General features: G+C 72.9%; 12 protein-coding genes and 1 pseudogene. 6 read left to right on the top strand and 7 right to left on the bottom strand.

Features of this window, described 5'->3' with window-relative positions; translation table 11 throughout:
- Nucleotides 1-497: 497 nt before the first annotated feature.
- Entirely contained in the window at nt 498-2,414 is a 1,917-nt protein-coding gene (typA, locus tag ACSU6Z_RS19090; RefSeq protein ID WP_437016630.1) for a translational GTPase TypA, read from the bottom strand.
- A gap of 170 nt (nt 2,415-2,584) precedes the next feature.
- The gene (locus ACSU6Z_RS19085) at nt 2,585-5,080 is read right to left on the bottom strand and encodes an ABC transporter family substrate-binding protein (RefSeq protein ID WP_437047223.1); all 2,496 of its coding nucleotides are present in this window, start codon (nt 5,078-5,080) and stop codon (nt 2,585-2,587) included.
- Between the two features lie 300 nt (nt 5,081-5,380).
- Here ACSU6Z_RS19085 and ACSU6Z_RS19080 point away from each other — a divergent pair, with 300 nt between their 5' ends.
- From ACSU6Z_RS19080 to ACSU6Z_RS19065, 4 genes are read left to right on the top strand one after another with little or no spacing between them, the layout of a single operon-like run.
- Nucleotides 5,381-5,668 (top strand): hypothetical protein, encoded by a 288-nt coding sequence (locus ACSU6Z_RS19080; RefSeq protein WP_437047221.1) that lies wholly within the window; start codon nt 5,381-5,383, stop codon nt 5,666-5,668.
- 23 nt (nt 5,669-5,691) lie between these two features.
- A complete protein-coding gene (locus ACSU6Z_RS19075; protein WP_437047220.1) occupies nt 5,692-6,528 on the top strand; it encodes a hypothetical protein in 837 nt (278 codons plus the stop codon).
- Nucleotides 6,529-6,554: 26 nt separating this feature from the next.
- Nucleotides 6,555-8,522, top strand: a complete 1,968-nt coding sequence (locus ACSU6Z_RS19070) for a fumarate reductase/succinate dehydrogenase flavoprotein subunit (RefSeq protein ID WP_437047218.1) — start codon at nt 6,555-6,557, stop codon at nt 8,520-8,522.
- Nucleotides 8,519-9,286 carry a succinate dehydrogenase/fumarate reductase iron-sulfur subunit gene (locus ACSU6Z_RS19065; protein WP_437047216.1) on the top strand — a complete coding sequence of 256 codons (768 nt, stop codon included), beginning with the start codon at nt 8,519-8,521 and terminating at the stop codon, nt 9,284-9,286. Before ACSU6Z_RS19070 ends, ACSU6Z_RS19065 begins: the two co-directional genes overlap by 4 nt.
- Nucleotides 9,287-9,326: 40 nt before the next feature.
- Here the strand turns inward: ACSU6Z_RS19065 and ACSU6Z_RS19060 are convergent.
- Nucleotides 9,327-9,554 (bottom strand): annotated as a pseudogene (locus ACSU6Z_RS19060) (hypothetical protein); the annotation flags it as partial.
- 107 nt (nt 9,555-9,661) lie between these two features.
- Here ACSU6Z_RS19060 and ACSU6Z_RS19055 point away from each other — a divergent pair.
- On the top strand, nt 9,662-11,251 hold the full coding sequence (locus tag ACSU6Z_RS19055) for a hypothetical protein (RefSeq protein ID WP_437047214.1): 1,590 nt from the start codon (nt 9,662-9,664) through the stop codon (nt 11,249-11,251).
- Between the two features lie 30 nt (nt 11,252-11,281).
- Here the strand turns inward: ACSU6Z_RS19055 and ACSU6Z_RS19050 are convergent, their stop codons facing one another.
- The 4 genes from ACSU6Z_RS19050 to ACSU6Z_RS19035 form a co-directional block, all read right to left on the bottom strand.
- A complete protein-coding gene (locus tag ACSU6Z_RS19050; RefSeq protein WP_437047213.1) occupies nt 11,282-13,930 on the bottom strand; it encodes a SpoIIE family protein phosphatase in 2,649 nt (882 codons plus the stop codon).
- A gap of 225 nt (nt 13,931-14,155) precedes the next feature.
- Entirely contained in the window at nt 14,156-14,584 is a 429-nt protein-coding gene (locus ACSU6Z_RS19045; RefSeq protein ID WP_437047211.1) for an ATP-binding protein, read from the bottom strand.
- A 741-nt stretch (nt 14,585-15,325) separates the two neighbouring features.
- Nucleotides 15,326-15,727 (bottom strand): NUDIX hydrolase, encoded by a 402-nt coding sequence (locus ACSU6Z_RS19040; RefSeq protein WP_437047210.1) that lies wholly within the window; start codon nt 15,725-15,727, stop codon nt 15,326-15,328.
- A gap of 75 nt (nt 15,728-15,802) precedes the next feature.
- Nucleotides 15,803-16,327, bottom strand: coding sequence for a PadR family transcriptional regulator (locus ACSU6Z_RS19035; protein WP_437047208.1), 525 nt, complete (start codon nt 16,325-16,327; stop codon nt 15,803-15,805).
- A gap of 112 nt (nt 16,328-16,439) precedes the next feature.
- On the opposite strand from ACSU6Z_RS19035, the gene ACSU6Z_RS19030 reads away from it, so the two are divergent.
- Nucleotides 16,440-17,831: an MATE family efflux transporter gene (locus ACSU6Z_RS19030; protein WP_437047206.1), complete on the top strand. Its 1,392-nt coding sequence runs from the start codon at nt 16,440-16,442 to the stop codon at nt 17,829-17,831.
- The last annotated feature ends 1 nt before the right edge of the window (nt 17,832 follow it).

Genomic DNA, 17,832 nt, shown 5'->3' with positions numbered 1-17,832 from the left:
GGCGAGGATCCGTGCGGTGCCCCAGTGTGCTCGTGAGTCGGCGCTCCCCACAGCGCGTGACCCATTGACCCGAGCTCTACGCGGTCAACTATTAGTCACGGCGGCGGTCTCGACCACAGTTCTTCGGTCTCGGTTCGATCACACCTGAGACGTACTTCTCCTGAAATCCGGGCAAATCAATCGTAGATAGATGACCGCGAAACGGACGTGTTACATATCTATCGACCGAAGCTCACCGCATATCGGACACCGGTGTCGACTTAATGAGTTGCGCGGCAGGAGAGGCACGCCCTCACCGATGACAGAGGTCACCCGGGCGGCCACCGCGCGTGAACGGGGCGCGGGCCGGTCACGACACGGCCGGGCCGGGGCGGCTTCCGCCGGACCGGGGCCGACTGGCGTGGGAGCAGGCCCACTTGACGACACCGAGGCATACACGAAAGGCCGGCTCCCGCCCCGAAGGAGCGGGAGCCGGCCTGCCGACGCGCGGTGGCGGGTCAGCCGTGCTTGGCGCGCGAGGCGGCGCGGGCGCGCTCGCGGGCGTCCAGGTTCACCTTGCGGATGCGCACGGCCTCCGGGGTGACCTCGACGCACTCGTCGTCGCGGCAGAACTCCAGCGACTGCTCCAGCGACAGCTTGCGCGGCGGGACGATCGACTCGGCCACGTCGGCCGTGGACGACCGCATGTTGGTGAGCTTCTTCTCCTTGGTGATGTTGACGTCCATGTCGTCGGAGCGGGAGTTCTCACCGACGATCATGCCCTCGTACACCTCGGTGCCGGGCTCCACGAACAGCACGCCGCGCTCCTGGAGGTTCGTCATCGCGAACGCGGTGACGACACCGGCGCGGTCGGCGACCAGCGAGCCGTTGTTGCGGGTGGTGAGAGTGCCGAACCAGGGCTCGTGGCCCTCGTGGATGGAGTGCGCGATGCCGGTGCCGCGGGTCTGGGTCAGGAACTCCGTCCGGAAGCCGATCAGACCGCGGGAGGGCACGACGAACTCCATGCGCACCCAGCCGGAGCCGTGGTTGGACATGTTGTCCATGCGGCCCTTGCGGACGCCCATGAGCTGCGTGACCGCGCCCATGTGCTCCTCGGGCACGTCGATCGTCAGGCGCTCGACCGGCTCGTAGACCTTGCCGTCGACCACCTTGGTGACGACCTGCGGCTTGCCGACGGTCAGCTCGTAGCCCTCGCGGCGCATCTGCTCGACCAGGATGGCCAGCGCCAGCTCACCGCGGCCCTGCACCTCCCAGGCGTCGGGACGGTCGGTCTCCAGCACGCGCAGCGAGACGTTGCCGATCAGCTCGCGGTCCAGGCGGTCCTTGACCTGGCGGGCGGTGACCTTGCGGTCCTTGACGGCCGCCTTCGCGTCGGCGCCCTTGCCGGAGCCGCCGCGGCCGACCAGCGGGGAGGTGTTGGTGCCGATGGTCATGGAGATCGCGGGCTCGTCGACCGTGATCAGCGGCAGCGGAATCGGGTTCTCCGGGTCCGCGAGCGTCTCGCCGATCATGATGTCCGGGATGCCGGCGACCGCGCAGATGTCACCGGGACCGGCCTTCTCGGCGGGCTTGCGGGTGAGCGCCTCGGTCATCATCAGCTCGCTGATGCGCACGTTCTGCACGGACCCGTCGCGCTTCATCCACGCGACCGTCTGGCCCTTCTTCAGCTCGCCCTGGTGGACGCGGAGCAGCGCGATGCGGCCGAGGAAGTTGTCGGCGTCCAGGTTGGTCACGTGGGCCTGGAGCGGGGCGCCCTCCTCGTAGGTGGGGGCCGGGATGTGCTCCAGGATCGTGGAGAAGAACGGCTCCAGGGAGGTGGAGTCGGCCGGGACGGTGCCGTCCTCCGGCTTGGTCAGGGACGCGACGCCGTCCCGGCCGCAGGCGTAGACGATCGGGAACTCGATCTGCTCCTCGTCGGCGTCCAGGTCGAGGAAGAGGTCGTAGGTCTCGTTGACGACCTCGTCGATCCGGGAGTCCGGCCGGTCCGTCTTGTTGATGCACAGGATGATCGGCAGCCGCTGCTGGAGCGCCTTGCGCAGCACGAAGCGGGTCTGCGGCAGCGGACCCTCGGAGGCGTCCACCAGCAGGACGACGCCGTCCACCATCGACAGGCCGCGCTCGACCTCGCCGCCGAAGTCGGCGTGGCCGGGGGTGTCGATGATGTTGATGGTGATCGGGTCCCCGCCGTCCTTCGGGTGGTACTTCACCGCGGTGTTCTTGGCGAGGATCGTGATGCCCTTCTCACGCTCCAGGTCGTTCGAGTCCATCATGCGGTCGTCGACGGAGTCGAGCTGGTGGGCGGCGAAGGCGCCGGCCTGCTTCAGCATGCCGTCGACGATGGTGGTCTTGCCGTGGTCGACGTGGGCGACGATGGCGACGTTGCGGATGTCATGACGTGTGGTGGACACGGCCATATTGCGGCGTACTCCCGGAGTGTGAGGAATGCCCTGCGCGTACGTCTGTGTTGCGCGGGCCCTGCCGGGCTGAACATGCCACGGCCTCACCCCATGGTACGGGGCCGCCGCCGGAACGGCTTGCCGGGTACGTCGGCGCAGCTCACGGCGCCCGGCTCGCGCGGTCCGGCTCAGGCCGACGGGCCCGCCGACGGCCGCGCCCCGCGGGCGCCCCCCTTCAGGAAGCCCATGTCCTCGTACACCGGCGTCTCGAAGCCGAAGGCACCGGCGTTGGCGAGGTCCTTGCGCGCGGCGACGAGCTGGGGGCGCTGGTAGAGGGGGAGGGAGCCGGCCGCCGCCCAGATGCGGGAATCGGCCTTGCGCAGCAGCGCGCGCGACTCCTCCTCGTCCAGCGTGGCGAGGGCCTGGTCGAAGAGCTGGTCGACCTGGTCGGTGCCGACGCGGGTGTAGTTCTGCTCGACGTTCAGGGAGCCGTCGGCGGCCGGGACCGGCTTGGCGTAGATGGGGCGCGCGTCGGTGGCGGGGAAGGCGGAGGCGGGCCAGGAGTACAGGGCGAGGTCGTACTGGCCGGACACGATGTGGTCCTTGAAGTAGCTCGCGTCGGAGACCTTGGTGAGGTCGGTGCGGATGCCGACCCGCTCCAGCATGCGGGAGATGCGGTCCGCCACCGTGCGCAGCGCCCGGGATTCGGGGCCGGAGGGGACGACGAAGCGGAGCGTGAGCGATTTGCCGTCCTTGGCGAGCGGTGCCGGCGCCGAGCCCACCGGGGCGGCGGTGCCCTTCGGGGCGTAGGCGCCGGGGGCGCTCTGCGCCCTGCCCTCCCCCTCCCCGCTCCTCTCGGCGTTCTTCGCGGCGTCCCTCTCCCCCTTCTTCTCTTTCCTCTCCTTCTTCTCCTTCTCGCCCGTGCCCTTCTCGCCTTTGCCCTTCCTTTCCTTCTCGCCCTTGCCCTTCTCCCCCTTGCCCTTCTCGCCCTTGCCCTTCTCCCCCTTGCCCTTCTCGCCCTTGCCCTTCTCCCCCTTGCCCTTCTCGCCCTTGTCCTTCTTCTCCTTCTTCTCCTTGCTCTTCTCCTTCTTCTCCTTCTTCTCCTTGTCCCGGTCGCCCCCGCCGCCCTTGTCGTCCTCCCCGACGATGTACGTCCCGTCGTCACCGCCCGGCGACTCCTCCTGCGCCTCCTCCCCCTCCTCGGCCTCCTCGCCCTGCCCGCCGGCCGTCTCCTCGCCCTCCTCCACGGGCCCGCCCGGCACCCACCCGGCGTCCGCGAGCAGGGCCCGCGCCTCCTTGGTGTCCTGGCCGCCGAGCGCTCCGCTGCCGTCGGCGTAGGCGGCCTGTCCGGACAGCGCGAGGTGGCTGCCGACGGGTACGGCGGGCAGGCCGAGGGGCTTCAGGACGGTCCGGGCGAGCTCCTCGCGGTCCAGGGCGCGGGCCACGGCCCGGCGGACCCGTTCGTCGGCGAGCGGACCCTCGGCGCCGTTGAGGGCGAGCTGGGTGTGGGCGGGCTCCAGGGACTTGCGCACCTCGTAACGGCGCAGGGCCCGCTGCCGGCGTTCCCGGGCGGCACGGGCCTCGCTCCGCTCCCGGCGGGCGAGGATCTCCTCGTAGGCGGCCTCCTCGTCGGAGCCGTTGGCCACGGCCCAGGAGCGCAGCGCCCGGGCGGCCGACCGGGTGCCGCCCGGACCGGCCGCCGGCGGGGCTCCCGAGCCGTCCGCCGCCGTGTCGTCCGGGTCCGCGAAGAGGGAACCGTCCGGGCCCATCAGCGGGGCGCCGGAGCTCGCGCGGCGCGGGGGCGCGGCGGAGAGCCCGACCTCCCGGGCCGCGTCCGGGTCGATCTCGGCCAGGTCGACCTCGCCGGCCACCAGCGCGGCCGTCCGCTCCTCGCGCGGCAGCGCGCGCAGCACGATCCGCGACACCTTGGCCTGGTCGCCCCACCAGCGCGGGTTGCGGGTGAGGACCACCTCGTCCTCCTCGTGGTCGACCTCCCGGACCGCGAAGGGGCCGGCGGTGACCTCGAGCTCCCGCCGCGCGCCGTCGTTGAAGGAGTCCGGGGTGCCCATGACGTCCTTCGGGTACAGCGGGGTGAACAGCGACTTCCAGTCGGCGTAGGGGCGGCTGAAGGTGACCCGGACCTCCAGGTCGTTCCTGCCGCGCTCGACCCTCTCGATGCGCTCGTACCCCGCGTTGCGGGCGGTCCAGTAGGCGCTGTCGCGGCCGGAGAGGGCGCGCCACTGGGCGGCGAAGTCGGCGGCGCCGATCTCCCTGCCGTCGCTCCAGACGGCCTGCTGGTTGAGCCTGTAGAGGACGACCTGCTTGGGCTCGGTCTCGACGACCTTCGCCGACTCCAGGTAGTCGGGGTTGCGCACCGGGCGGCCGGTGGCGTCCATCCGGTACATCGAGGGCAGCACGGCCTGGGTGACGCGGGTGGTGGTCGCGTCGGCGTCGGCCTGGAAGGTGTTCAGGGTGTCGGGGACGGAGTCCACGGCCCAGCGCAGGGTGCCGCCGTCGGCGACGCGGGAGCGGGCGGCGGGGGCGAGGTCCTGTGCGGCCGCCGGCCGGCCGGCCGCGTCGTCCTCGGAGGTGCAGGCCGCCAGGGCGGACACCGCGAGCACGCCCGCGGTGAGGAAGGCGACCGAGCGCGTGACCGCGCGCGGTCCGGCGCCGACGTGGGACATCTGTGCTACCTCCGGAAGGCCACGGGAGCTACGATCCCTTTTAGCCATATATAGGGCAATATGGTGCTCATTAGATGTATGCGGCCACTGAAGAGGAAAGGGTTCTGCGACGCGGAGCGACACGTCGGCCACCGGCGGCAAGGTCACCCGTCCGGCGCAGCGCTCCCGGGCGTGCGCCCCCCGCGCCCCGGCCGGCCGGCGCACGTCCCTTCCCAGGGCGCGGTGTGACGCGCGACACTCGCAGGCGCGTGAACGTTGCCGTCCTGGGTCCCGAAGGACCCGCGGAAGTGAGGACAGGTCATGTCCGTTTACGACGAACTCACGTCGGTCCAGCGCTGCCTCGACGACCTGTCCCGGTCCGTCGGCCGCCTGGAACAGCAGCTCGGCAGCGGCGGCCTGGAGATCCGCCGGGTCCGCACCGACGCCGACCACCTGCGCGAGAGCGTCGCGCTGCTGCGGCAGGCGGCGAGCGCGGCCCCGCGGACGCGGCCCGACCTCGTCACCATCTCCGACACGCCCTACGACCTCTCGCTGTGGACGGACTCGGACGACGAGGGCCTCGGCGCCCGCGACCGCCGCGCCCCCTGAACCCTCGAGTAAGGGGAGTCACCTTGGCCACCGGTACGGAACCACCCCCCGCCGCGGCGCCCCGCCCCCGCGGCGGCGTCCACACCCCGACGCGCGCCGCCATCGCCGCCCGGCACCTGCGGACCGACCGCTGGTGGCTGGCCCCGGCCGCCACCGCCGCCGGGCTGCTGGCCTTCGTCGCCTACTCGACGTGGCGGGCCTTCGCGAACGCGGACTACTACGCGGCGCCGTACGTCTCGCCGTTCTACTCCCCGTGCCTGGCGGAGAACTGCGTGCCGATGCGCTCCGGCCCGAACTGGGAGCTCCTCGGCCCCTGGTGGGGCCTCTCACCCGCGATCATCATCCTGGTCTTCCCGCTCGGCTTCCGCCTGACCTGCTACTACTACCGCAAGGCGTACTACCGGGGCTTCTGGGCGTCCCCGCCGGCCTGCGCGGTCGCCGAGCCGCACAGGAAGTACACCGGCGAGACCCGCTTCCCGCTGATCCTGCAGAACCTCCACCGGTACTTCTTCTACGCCGCCCTCCTGGTCGCGCTGATCCTCACCTACGACACCGTGCTCGCCTTCCGCGACGAGCACTACGCGTGGGGCCACATGGGGCTCGGCACCCTGGTGTTCCTCGTCAACATCGCGCTGATCTGGGCGTACACCCTGTCCTGCCACTCCTGCCGGCACATCGTCGGCGGCAAGCTCAAGCACTTCTCCAAGCACCCCGTGCGCTACCGCATGTGGCGGCTGGCGGGGAGGCTCAACGCCCGGCACATGCAGCTGGCCTGGGCGTCCCTGGTGAGCGTGGCGCTCGCCGACTTCTACGTGTACCTCGTCGCGTCCGGCGTCCTCGACGACCCGCGCTTCTTCTGACGAACCCCGATGAGTGAGGTCCTGTGATGTCCGTGGTCGACCGGCAGGAGTGGGACGTCGTCGTGGTGGGCGCGGGCGGCGCCGGGCTGCGCGCCGCGATCGAGGCGCGCGAGCGGGGCGCCCGTACGGCGGTGGTCTGCAAGTCGCTGTTCGGCAAGGCGCACACGGTGATGGCCGAGGGCGGCATCGCGGCGGCGATGGGCAACGTCAACGCCGGGGACAACTGGCAGGTCCACTTCCGCGACACCCTGCGCGGCGGCAAGTTCCTCAACCAGTGGCGGATGGCGGAGCTGCACGCACGGGAGGCGCCGGAGCGGGTCTGGGAGCTGGAGACCTGGGGCGCGCTGTTCGACCGCACGGAGGACGGCCGGATCTCGCAGCGCAACTTCGGCGGCCACGAGTACCCGCGCCTGGCGCACGTCGGCGACCGCACGGGCCTGGAGCTGATCCGCACCCTGCAGCAGAAGGTGGTGGCGCTCCAGCAGGAGGACCACCGCAGGACCGGCGACTACGAGTCCCGGCTGAAGGTCTTCCAGGAGTGCACGGTCACCCGGGTCCTGAAGGACGGCGGCCGCGTCTCGGGCGTCTTCGCCTACGAGCGCGAGACCGGCCGCTTCTTCGTGCTGGAGGCGCCCTCGGTGGTGATCGCCACCGGCGGCATCGGCAAGTCCTTCAAGGTCACGTCGAACTCGTGGGAGTACACCGGCGACGGCCACGCGCTGGCGCTGCTGGCGGGGGCGCCCCTGCTGAACATGGAGTTCGTGCAGTTCCACCCGACGGGCATGGTCTGGCCGCCGTCCGTGAAGGGCATCCTCGTCACCGAGTCGGTGCGCGGCGACGGCGGGGTGCTGCGCAACAGCGACGGCAAGCGGTTCATGTTCGACTACGTCCCCGACGTCTTCAAGGACAAATACGCCGAGACGGAGGACGAGGCCGACCGCTGGTACGACGACCCGGACCGCAACAGGCGCCCGCCCGAGCTGCTGCCCCGCGACGAGGTGGCACGGGCCATCAACACCGAGGTGAAGGAGGGCCGGGGCTCCCCGCACGGCGGTGTCTTCCTCGACGTGTCGACCCGGATGCCCGCCGAGGTGATCAAACGCCGGCTGCCCTCCATGTACCACCAGTTCAAGGAGCTGGCCGACGTCGACATCACGGCGGAGGCGATGGAGGTCGGGCCCACCTGCCACTACGTGATGGGCGGTGTCGCCGTCGACTCCGACACGGCCGCCGCGCGCGGGGTGCCGGGGCTGTACGCGGCCGGTGAGGTCGCCGGCGGCATGCACGGCTCCAACCGGCTCGGCGGGAACTCGCTGTCCGACCTGCTGGTGTTCGGGCGGCGGGCGGGCCGGTACGCCGCCGAGTACGCGGCGGGCCTGGCCGGGGCCCGCCCCCGGGTGGACGACGGGCAGGTGAGCGGCGCCGCCGCCGAGGCGCTGCGGCCCTTCTCCGCCGAGGCGCAGACCGAGGAGCCGGCCGGCGGCCCACCGGAGAACCCGTACACCCTCCACCAGGAACTCCAGCAGACGATGAACGACCTGGTCGGCATCATCCGCCGGGAGGCGGAGGTGAAGCAGGCCCTGGAGAAGCTGGCCGAGCTGCGCGGCCGGGCGCGCCGGGTCGGCGTCGAGGGGCACCGGCAGTTCAACCCCGGCTGGCACCTCGCCCTGGACCTGCGGAACATGCTGCTGGTCAGCGAGTGCGTGGCGCGAGCCGCGCTGGAGCGCACGGAGTCGCGCGGCGGGCACACCCGCGAGGACTTCCCGTCGATGGACCGCAAGTGGCGCCGGATCAACCTGCTGTGCCGGCTCGCCGGCCCGGCGGACGGGGGCACGGCGGTGGGACCGGCCGGCGACCTGCCGGTGCCCGACCCCGCCCGCGGCCACATCCGCCTCACCCGCGAGACCACCGAACCCGTCCGCCCCGACCTGCTCGCCCTCTTCGAGAAGGAGGAGCTGGTCAAGTACCTGGCCGAAGAGGAGCTGATCGAATGAGCGGCTACGAGGCCCGCTTCAAGGTGTGGCGGGGAGACGCCGGGGGCGGCGGCCTGGAGGACTTCACGGTCGAGGTGAACGACGGCGAGGTGGTCCTCGACATCGTCCACCGGATCCAGGCCACCCGGGCCCCCGACCTCGCCGTGCGCTGGAACTGCAAGGCGGGCAAGTGCGGCTCGTGCTCGGCGGAGATCAACGGACGGCCGCGCCTGATGTGCATGACCCGCATGTCCGTCTTCGCCCGGGACGAGACGGTCACCCTCACCCCGCTGCGCGCCTTCCCCGTGATCCGCGACCTGGTGACGGACGTCGGCTACAACTACGCCAAGGCCCGGCAGGTCCCGGCGTTCGTCCCGCCGGCCGGGCTCGGGCCGGGTGAGTACCGCATGCGGCAGGAGGACGTGGACCGCCCGCAGGAGTTCCGCAAGTGCATCGAGTGCTTCCTGTGCCAGGACACCTGCCACGTCGTCCGCGACCACGAGGAGAACAAGCGGGCGTTCGCCGGTCCCCGCTTCCTGATGCGCGTCGCCGAGCTGGACATGCACCCCCTGGACGCGGCGGACGAGGCGGGCCTGGACCGCAGGAGCACCGCCCAGGACGAGCACGGCCTCGGCTACTGCAACATCACCAAGTGCTGCACCGAGGTCTGCCCCGAGGGCATCAAGATCACCGACAATGCGCTGATCCCGCTGAAGGAGCGGGCCGTCGACCGCAAGTACGACCCGCTGGTGTGGCTGGGATCGAGGATCAGGCGGCGGTCCTAGCCCCTGGTCCGGGCGTCCCGGCGTCCGGGGCGCGCGGCCCTCACCGCACCCAGCCCTCCCGGTACGCCCGCCGGTCCGCCTCCGTCGCCGCGAAGTCGGTGTACAGGGCCACGCCGAAGCGGGCGCGGCCGGCGGCCGTGCGGGACAGGCCGGGGCGGACGCCGCGGACGGCGGCCGGGGCGGTCCCGGCGCGGGCCCAGTGGCCGAAGCGGTTCTCGTGGAAGAAGGGCGGGCCCGTCAGCAGGTCGGTGGCGGGCGGGGTGGCCTCCGCCCCTTCCCCGTCCGGCTCCGCACGCTCCATCGGCCCGCCCCTCATGTGCCGGCCACCCGGCGCCCCGGTCGCGGAGCCGCACTCCAGCTCATACGCTCCGGAATGTGACGCCATCCTTGATACGGGGCCGGCCGCGTGGCGCCGCAGCGCACATATCCGTGCGGGTGGCGCACGCCGTGCTGGGCGGTGCGACCGGACTGGTGTGGCTGGTGTTGCCGGGGATGACGGCCCGGACCGACGTTCCGGTTGCGCTCACCGGTGACCTCCCGGCGGCGAGCGCCGCACCGGCCGCCGCGGCGGGCGCGCCGGCCGGTGCGCGGGACGACGCCCCCACCGCCGACCTCGCCCTCCCCCTCCTCGCGGCGAGCGCCGCGGCGGCGCTGGCGGGCTACGGCTACGTACGGCGCACCCGCCGCGCCCGGACCAGGACCACCCCCGGCGGCACGCCCGTCCCCCCGCCCCAGCCGCCGGTCGCCGAGCTCGACGCCCGCGCCCGGGCGGCGCTGGTCGAGGCCGACGACTGCGTCCGCACCAGCCGTGAGGAACTGGACTTCGCCGAAGGGCTCCTCGGGCCGGCGGCGCAGCCCTTCGCGGCGGCCCTGCGGGCTGCGCGGACCGAACTGTCGGCGGCCTTCCGGATGCGGCAGCGCTACGACGACGGCGTCCCGGAGGAGGCCACGGCCCGGCGGCACGCCCTGGCGGGCATGACCGGGCGGTGTCTGGAGGCGGGGCGGCGGCTGGACGCGGCGGCCGCCGGTCTCGACCGGGCGCGCGGCCTGGAGCGCGACCCCGCGAAGGCGCTGAGGGAGGCGGAGTCCCGGTTCCGGGAGCTGACCTCCCGTACGTCGGCCGCGACCGCCGCGCTCGCAGAGCTCGCCCGGCGGTACCCGCCGTCCGCCGCCGCCCCGGTCGCCCGGTACCCCGAAGGGGCCGAGGACCGGCTGGTCTTCGCCACCGCCCGGCTCAACCTCGCCCGTCAGGCCGCCGACACGGGCGACCTGCCCCGGGCGGCCGGGCACCTGCGGGCCGCCGAGGGCGCCGTGGCCCAGGCCGGCGTGCTGGTGGGCGCCGTCGAGCGGTTCGCGGCGGACCTGGCGGCGGCGGCACGGCTGGTGCCGGCCGCGCTGACCGGGGCGGAGGCGGAGCTGGCGGCCCTGCGGGCCGAGGAGGAGGCACCCTTCGGACAGCCGCGGGCACGGCTGGGGGAGGCCGACGGCGCCCTGGCCGCCGTACGGGAGGAGGTGACGGGCGGGCCGTACGACCCGCTCGACGCGCTGCGGCGGATCGTGCGGGCCGTCGCGGTGCCGGGAGCCGGGCGCGAGGGGGTGCTGTCCGCCGCCGCGCTGCTGTGCGCCCGCGCCACCACCGCCGCCACCGCCGCCTTCCTCGTCACGCACCGGGGCGCGGTGGGCGCCGAGGCCCGCACCCGGCTCGCGGAGGCCGAGCGGCTCCTGGCCGCGCGCCCGGCGGAGCCGCAGGCCGCCGACGCGCTGGCCCGCCGGGCGCGGGAGCTCGCCGTCCGGGACGTGCAGCGGTCCGCCGAAGGCCGCGGGCCGTCCGCCGCCGGGGACGTGAGCTGGGCGGACGGGGCCGTCCTCGCCGGCATCCTGCTGGGCGGTGACCCGGACGGCGGCCCGCCCGCGAGCTTCGGCGGACCGCGCACGAGGGCGCGGAGGACGCTCCGGGGGGAGTGACGCCGCCGGCGCCCCCGCGCCGGGCCCTGGTCAGAACAGGCTCAGCAACGCCTCCGTCGGGTCCGCCGGGCCGTCGTCCTCGCCCGGCAGGGGCAGTTCGAACCAGACGGTCTTGCCGCGCGGGGTGCGCCGGGAGCCCCAGGCGGCGCTGAGCAGGCCGACGAGTTGCAGGCCCCGGCCGCCCTCGTCGGTGTCGCGGGCGCGGCGGCGGCGCGGCTGGACCAGGCCGGAGTCCCAGACCTCGCACACCAGCGTGCGGTCCAGGAGCAGCCGCAGCCTGATCTCCCCCTCGCCGTAGCGCAGCGCGTTGGTGACCAGCTCGCTGACGAGCAACTCGGTGGTGTCCACCAGGGGTTCCAGGTCCCAGGCGAGCAGCCGCTCGCGCGTGTGCTCGCGGGCCCGGCCCACGCTGCGCGGCTCGCGCGGCAGGGTCCAGTCGCCGACGTTCCCGGCGGGCAGGCCCTGCACGCGGGCCATGAGCAGGGCGATGTCGTCCTCGCCGTGGTGGGTGCCGAGGGTGTCGAGGACGCGGTCGCAGACGTCCTCCAGGGGGCGGGCGGGGTCGGTGAGGGCGCCGACGAAGGCCTGGAGGCCCTCGTCCAGGGGGTGGTCGCGGGATTCGACCAGGCCGTCCGTGTAGAGGGCCAGGAGCGAGCCCTCGGGGAGTTCGACCTCCACCTCCTCGAAGGGTTCCCCGCCGACGCCGAGCGGCATGCCGGGCGGCACGTCGAGCATGAGGGCCCGTTCGCCGGGTTCGACCAGGACGGGCGGCAGGTGGCCGGCGTTGGCGAAGGTGCAGCGCCGGGTGACGGCGTCGTAGACGGCGTAGACGCAGGTCGCCAGGTACACCTCGGACAGGTCGGCCTCGCGGGGGCGGCGGGCGGCGCGGGTGGCCTGCCGGACGCCTCCCCCGAAGGCCTGGGCGGGGCCGCCGGGGGCGCCGAGCCCGCGGGCGATCTCGTCCAACTGGGCGAGGACTTCCGCCGGTTCGAGGTCGAGTTGGGCCAGGGTGCGCACCGCCGTGCGCAGTTCGCCCATCGCGACGGCGGCGCGCAGGCCGCGGCCCATGACGTCACCGACGACCAGCGCGGTGCGGTGGCCGGGCAGTTCGATGACGTCGAACCAGTCGCCGCCGACCTCGCTGGGCCGCCCGGTGGCCGCGTTGCCGGGCAGGTAGCGGCAGGCGATGTCCAGGCCGGAGGCCTCCGGGTCGCCGGGCGGGAGCAGGGACCGCTGGAGTATCAGGGCGCGTTCGTGCTCGCGCCGGTACAGGCGGGCGTTGTCGATGCAGACGGCGGCCCGCGCGGCCAGTTCCACGGCGAGCTCGCGGTCGCGGTCGCCGAACGGCTCGCTGCCCTTGGTCCGGGCGAACTGCGCGAGCCCCACGACCGTGTCGTGCGCGACCATCGGTACGGCGAGCGTGGACTGCACCAGGCCGCCGTCCTCGGCGGGGACCGACCGCGGGCGGGCGGTGCGCAGGGCGTCGGCGCAGGGCGAGTTGAAGGGGAAGTGGTGGACGGCACCGACCGGGACCCGCTGGCCGGAGCCGAGGAAGGGGACGTCGGAGACGGCGCTGGCGAAGGCGACGCGGCGCAGCTCGGCGCTGCCGTCGGCCAGTCCCGGCGGGGTCTCGTCACCGGCCAGCAGGCCCTGGTACAGGTCGACGGTGGCCAGGTCGCAGAAGCCGGGGACGACGACGTCGAGGAGTTCGCGGGCGGTGGTCTCCAGGTCCAGGGAGTTGCCGATGCGGGCGCCCGCCTCGTTGAGGAGGGCGAGGTTGCGCCGGGCGGCGGCGGCCTCGCGGGCGGCGGCGCGGCGGGCGGTGATGTCGGTGCCGAGCCAGGCGATGCCGATGGGGCGGCCGGTGCCGCTGTGGACGCGGTAGAGGTTGACGGACCAGTTGCGGCGCTCGTCGGAGCCCGGGACGTAACCGGTGACGTGCATGTCCGTGACGGAGTCGCCGCTCTCCAGCACCCGGCGCAGGGTCGCTGCGACGCGCTCGGCCTCGCCGCGCGGCAGGTAGTCGTGGACGCCCTTGCCGCGGTGGTCGTCGGGGGTGCCGCCGAAGACGGACGCGAAGCGCTGGTTGGCGCGGCGGATCCGCAGGTCGGTGTCGATCAGCAGGAAACCGAAGGGGGACTGCCCGAATATGGCCTGCGAGGCGGCGAGGTCGGTCTCGATGGTGCGCAGGTTGCGCACGTCGACGACGATGCACACGGCGGCCCTCTCGCCGTCCTCGGTGCGCGTCGGCATGACGTAGACCTCGGCCAGTCCGCGCCCGCCGCACGTCCCGTCGGCGTCGTCGGGCAGCCGGAAGGGGACCACTCCGGTCCACTCGCGCCCGTCGAGGATCTCGGCCATCTTGCGCTGGCCCCGCTCGCGCAGGTCGGGGTCGACGAAGAGCTCGATGGGGTCCGTGCCGACGGCGCGCCCGGCGGGGATGCCGAAGAGCTGCTCCGCGCGCAGGCTCCACTGGTCGACGAGCCCGTCGGGGCCGATGGAGAAGGACGCGACCTTGATGTAGTCGTAGAGGGAGCCGGGCGGGCTGCTCTGCCACATCGCGTCCCCGGGCGGCAGCGCGCCGGCCTGTCGCCCGTCCGCGACCACCGCCCTCGCGCCGTCCGACGGGCGGACCGCCGGGTCGTCGGAGCTCGTGGCCCTCGCTGGTATCTCGCTCACGCGAACCGTCCCCTCCAGCTCACCGCGTCCGGCACCGGTCACCGGGGGCGGCTGCCCGCAGTATCCAGCACTACGGTGCCGCACGACACGGTGTTCACGATCACAGCACGATCCCGATGCTTTGTGGACCGGACCGTGACAACACTCCCAGTCTTCTAACCAGCGGACACGCCCTCGAATCACGCCTTTCGGCCTCGGGTGCCGGCGCCCGCCCCGCCCCGCCCGTCATCCGGGCACGGCGAGCTCGAACCAGACCGTCTTGCCCGCCTCGTCGGGCCGGGTGCCCCAGCGGCGGCTGGAGGAGGCCACCATCTGCAGGCCGCGTCCGCCCTCGTCCTCGGGGCGGGCGAACCGTTCGTGGGGCATGACGGGGAGCGAGTCGGACACCTCGACGCGCAGGACGCCGTCCAGGGCGGAGGGCGCGACGAGGCGGAGGCCGATGGGGCCGGTGGCGTACCGCAGGGCGTTGGTGACGAGCTCGCTGACCAGCAGGACGGTGAGGTCGCCCACGCTGTCGAGGCCCCAGCCGCGCAGCCGGCCGCGGACGAGGGACCGGGCGGCCCGGACGGTGTCCGGTTCCGCGGGAAAGGACCACTCGACGCAGTCGCCGTCGATGTCGGTCACGCCGATCACTTCCCCGGCCAGCCAACCCACCGATGCCCTGTTTCATGGGGGGTCAATGACCACATACCCGACATCGCACCACCGGTATCGCCCGGGACCGGACGAAGGCGCACGGGGGTGCGCACGGCGTACGGGGGCGCTCACGCCGGAGGGCGGGAAAGCCGCGCACCCCCATCGCGCCTCAGCCGCCGGGGGCCGCCTCCGGTCCGGGGTGCGCGAGGACCCGGCGGACGGCCGGCACGGGGTGTCGGGCGCGGTGGTGCTGTCGCACGAGGAGAGCACCGGGCGAACCGTCCGGTTCGACTGTCGCGACGTGCCGGTGGCAGAGCCGGTACGGGACTGGCTGGTCCGGCGGCCGGCCGAGCGCGCGGGGGCCCGCAGCGGAGCGAAACGCGCGAAGTCCTTCCGCGCGGCTACCAGGTCGTACGGGACTTCGCTCAGTCCCTCACGGGTGCGAACCGTCACCGAAGCGTCCGTCGGACATCACGGCCGGGCACATCCGGACCTCCGCGTCCCGGTACGGGGATCCACAGACCCGTCGGACCTGCGTGACCCCTCTGCGAACCGTACCGCGCGGATGAACCGGAGGCGGGCAGCACCCCGGCCGAACCTCGACCTGGAGCCGCATGCCGCCCGCGAGGGCGATGGGCCGGCCCGAGTCACCGGCTCGCCCGCGCGCCGCCGGCCTCCCCGCAGGTGAACACAAGCACCGCGAGCAGCTCGGATCCGGACAAGAGTCCGTCCAGTGGGAGGACCCGGCTCGACACCGCGTCACCACAATTCGCCGCCGGTCTTGAGGTCGTCGAAGAGCAGTTGATCGACCGGTGGCACCAACGGGCGGTCCGCGTAGGAGAACCAGGCCATCTCCTCGATCTCACTGCTCACCTCCAACCTCCCCTGGTAGTCCGCGGTGTAGCAGCTCATACGCACCACGGCACCGCCCGGCAGATCAGGCACCTCGGCCTCGTACGTGCCCACGTGCAGCGCGCTGTCCGGGTCGAGGAGCACGGTCAGCTCCTCCCTGATCTCACGGAGCAGGGTCTCCAGGTCGCTCTCCGAGCCCTCCCGCTTACCGCCGGGGATGTAGAAGACGTCCTTTCCCCGGGGCCTGGCACAGAGGATCCTGCCGTTCTCCACGCGCACCCACGCCACTGTGTCGATCAGGATCGTCATCAATCCGCCTTCGCACTCCGAGCCCCGCGTCAGGCAGGACCTTGACGAGACCGGCACCGGCTCGCCGGACCAGTATCAGCCCTCCAGGATCGCGATCGCCTCGGCCAGCCACCGCTTCTCCTCGGCACCGGTCGCGCGGGCGATGCGCAGCATGCCCTGCCGGAAGAGATCCGGCGCCTCCTCGGCCCGCACCGGCTCGCCGTCGCGGTAGAAGAAGCTCGCCGGAGTGTCGAGAAAGGCCTGCCGGCGGCGGAGGACCGCGACCTGCTCCGCCCGGTCGGGGAGGTGCCGCAGGAACGAGAGCAGCGTGAAGAAGCGCTGCCCATCGGTGATTTCGACTTCCTTGGGGTGCCGGAGCCGGGCCTGCAGGTCAACGCGGCCCGCCTCGGTGAGGGAGAGGATCCGCCGGGGTGCCGCACCGCTTCCGGGCTCGGTGCGCTGCTCGATCAGGCCCGCCTTCACCAGCCGGGTGATGGCCGGGTAGAGCGCACCGTCACTGACCGGGCGAATGTGGCCGCTGAGGCCCTGGATGCGGGCCTTCAGCTCGTATCCGTGCAAGGGCTCTTCGTAGAGGAAGCCCAGAATCGACAGCTCCAGCACGCGACCGAACCCCTTCCTGCGCCTATCCGGACGCTTGCCCGCCCCGCGCAGTCATGCTACCTCTTTTCGCCATACCTCGATCAGAGGTACAGCGAAAAGAGGGGGTGCAGTCGTGCGGACAGCAGAACACCGGCGCACGCTGGTGTCGCTTGCGTATCCGGTCTACTTCGAACTGCTCGCGGGCGTGACAGCCGGGATCATCAACATGGTCTGGGTGGCAAGGCTCGGCGGGGAGGCCGTCGCCGCGGTGGCCGTCGCCACCAACCTGGAGAATCTGCTGCTCGGCGTCATCCTCGTCGCCGGCTCGGGCACGACCGTGCTGGTCGCGCGGGCCAGAGGCGCGGAGGATCCGGCAGCGACGCGCTCCGCGGTGCGCGGCGGCTGGACACTGTGGGCGATCGTCACGCCCGTCGTCGCCATGGGCGGGTTCCTGTGCCGCGAGCCACTCGCCCGACTCGTGCTCGGGGGCGGCGAAGACAGCTCACTCCCCCTCGCCACCGACTACTTCTCGATCGCGCTGCCGGGAATCGCGGTGTTCTTCGCGACCAACGTCATCGACGGCATCCTCAAGGGCGCGGGCGACACCCGAACCCCGATGAGACTCGCCATGCTCGCCAACGGACTGATCCTCGCACTGGATCCCCTGCTCATCCTCGGGTTCGACCTCGGGGTCCGCGGGGTTGCGATCGCCACGGTGCTGGGCCGGACGGCTGCGCTCGCCTGCGGATTCGTCGCGCTGCGCCGCAACGCCGTCCTACGACAGGCAGCCAGGGCGCCCCTGAACCGGACGGGGTCACTCGGTTCCGATGCCCGTAGGGTCGCTGCAACGGGGTTGCCCATGTCAGCCGATTTCGTCGTGCGGATGACGGGCACGCTCGCCCTGGTGGCCCTCGTCGCCCGGATCGGTGTCACCGAAGTCGCCGCCCATGGAATCGCAACCAAGGCCCTGTACGTCGTGACCATGGCCTTCTACTCGGTACGTCAAGCCGCCGCCATCCGCACCGCCCATCTGCTCGGCGCCGGACATGACGAGCGACGGGCCATCGGGCGGCAGGCGCTGACCATCGCCGGGGCGCTGGGGCTCGCGGCCGCGCTGACGCTGCTCGCTGCCGGGCCATGGATCATGCGGGCGTTCGGCAGTGAAGGCGCGGTGGCCGAGGCCGGCACGCTCTACCTGCGGTGCTTGGGGCCGTACCTGGTGTTGCTCGCCTGTTTCATCGCGCTGGGCGGGGTGTTCGAAGGCAGCGGCGGCAGTCCCGCCCTCGCGCGGATCACCACGTGCGGGGTGCTGCTTCAACTGGCCCTCGCGTACGGCCTGTCAGGGTCAGGGCTGCCCGGCATCTGCGTGGCCATGGCGGTATCCATGGCCCTGCAGTGCGCGGCCGTTGCCGGGATGTACCGGCGCACGGCGCTCCCGGTGACCACCGGCCGCGGCAGCGGTCGACCGAAGATCTCCGCCGCCGCGTCCGACGACTCCGCACCCGGCAACCCACTTGCCCAATGAA

It is taken from the genome of Streptomyces sp. enrichment culture (assembly GCF_964273145.1).
GTDB lineage: Bacteria > Actinomycetota > Actinomycetes > Streptomycetales > Streptomycetaceae > Streptomyces.
Note: the sequence above shows the minus strand (reverse complement) of the source record. Positions and strands in the feature narration are given on the sequence as shown.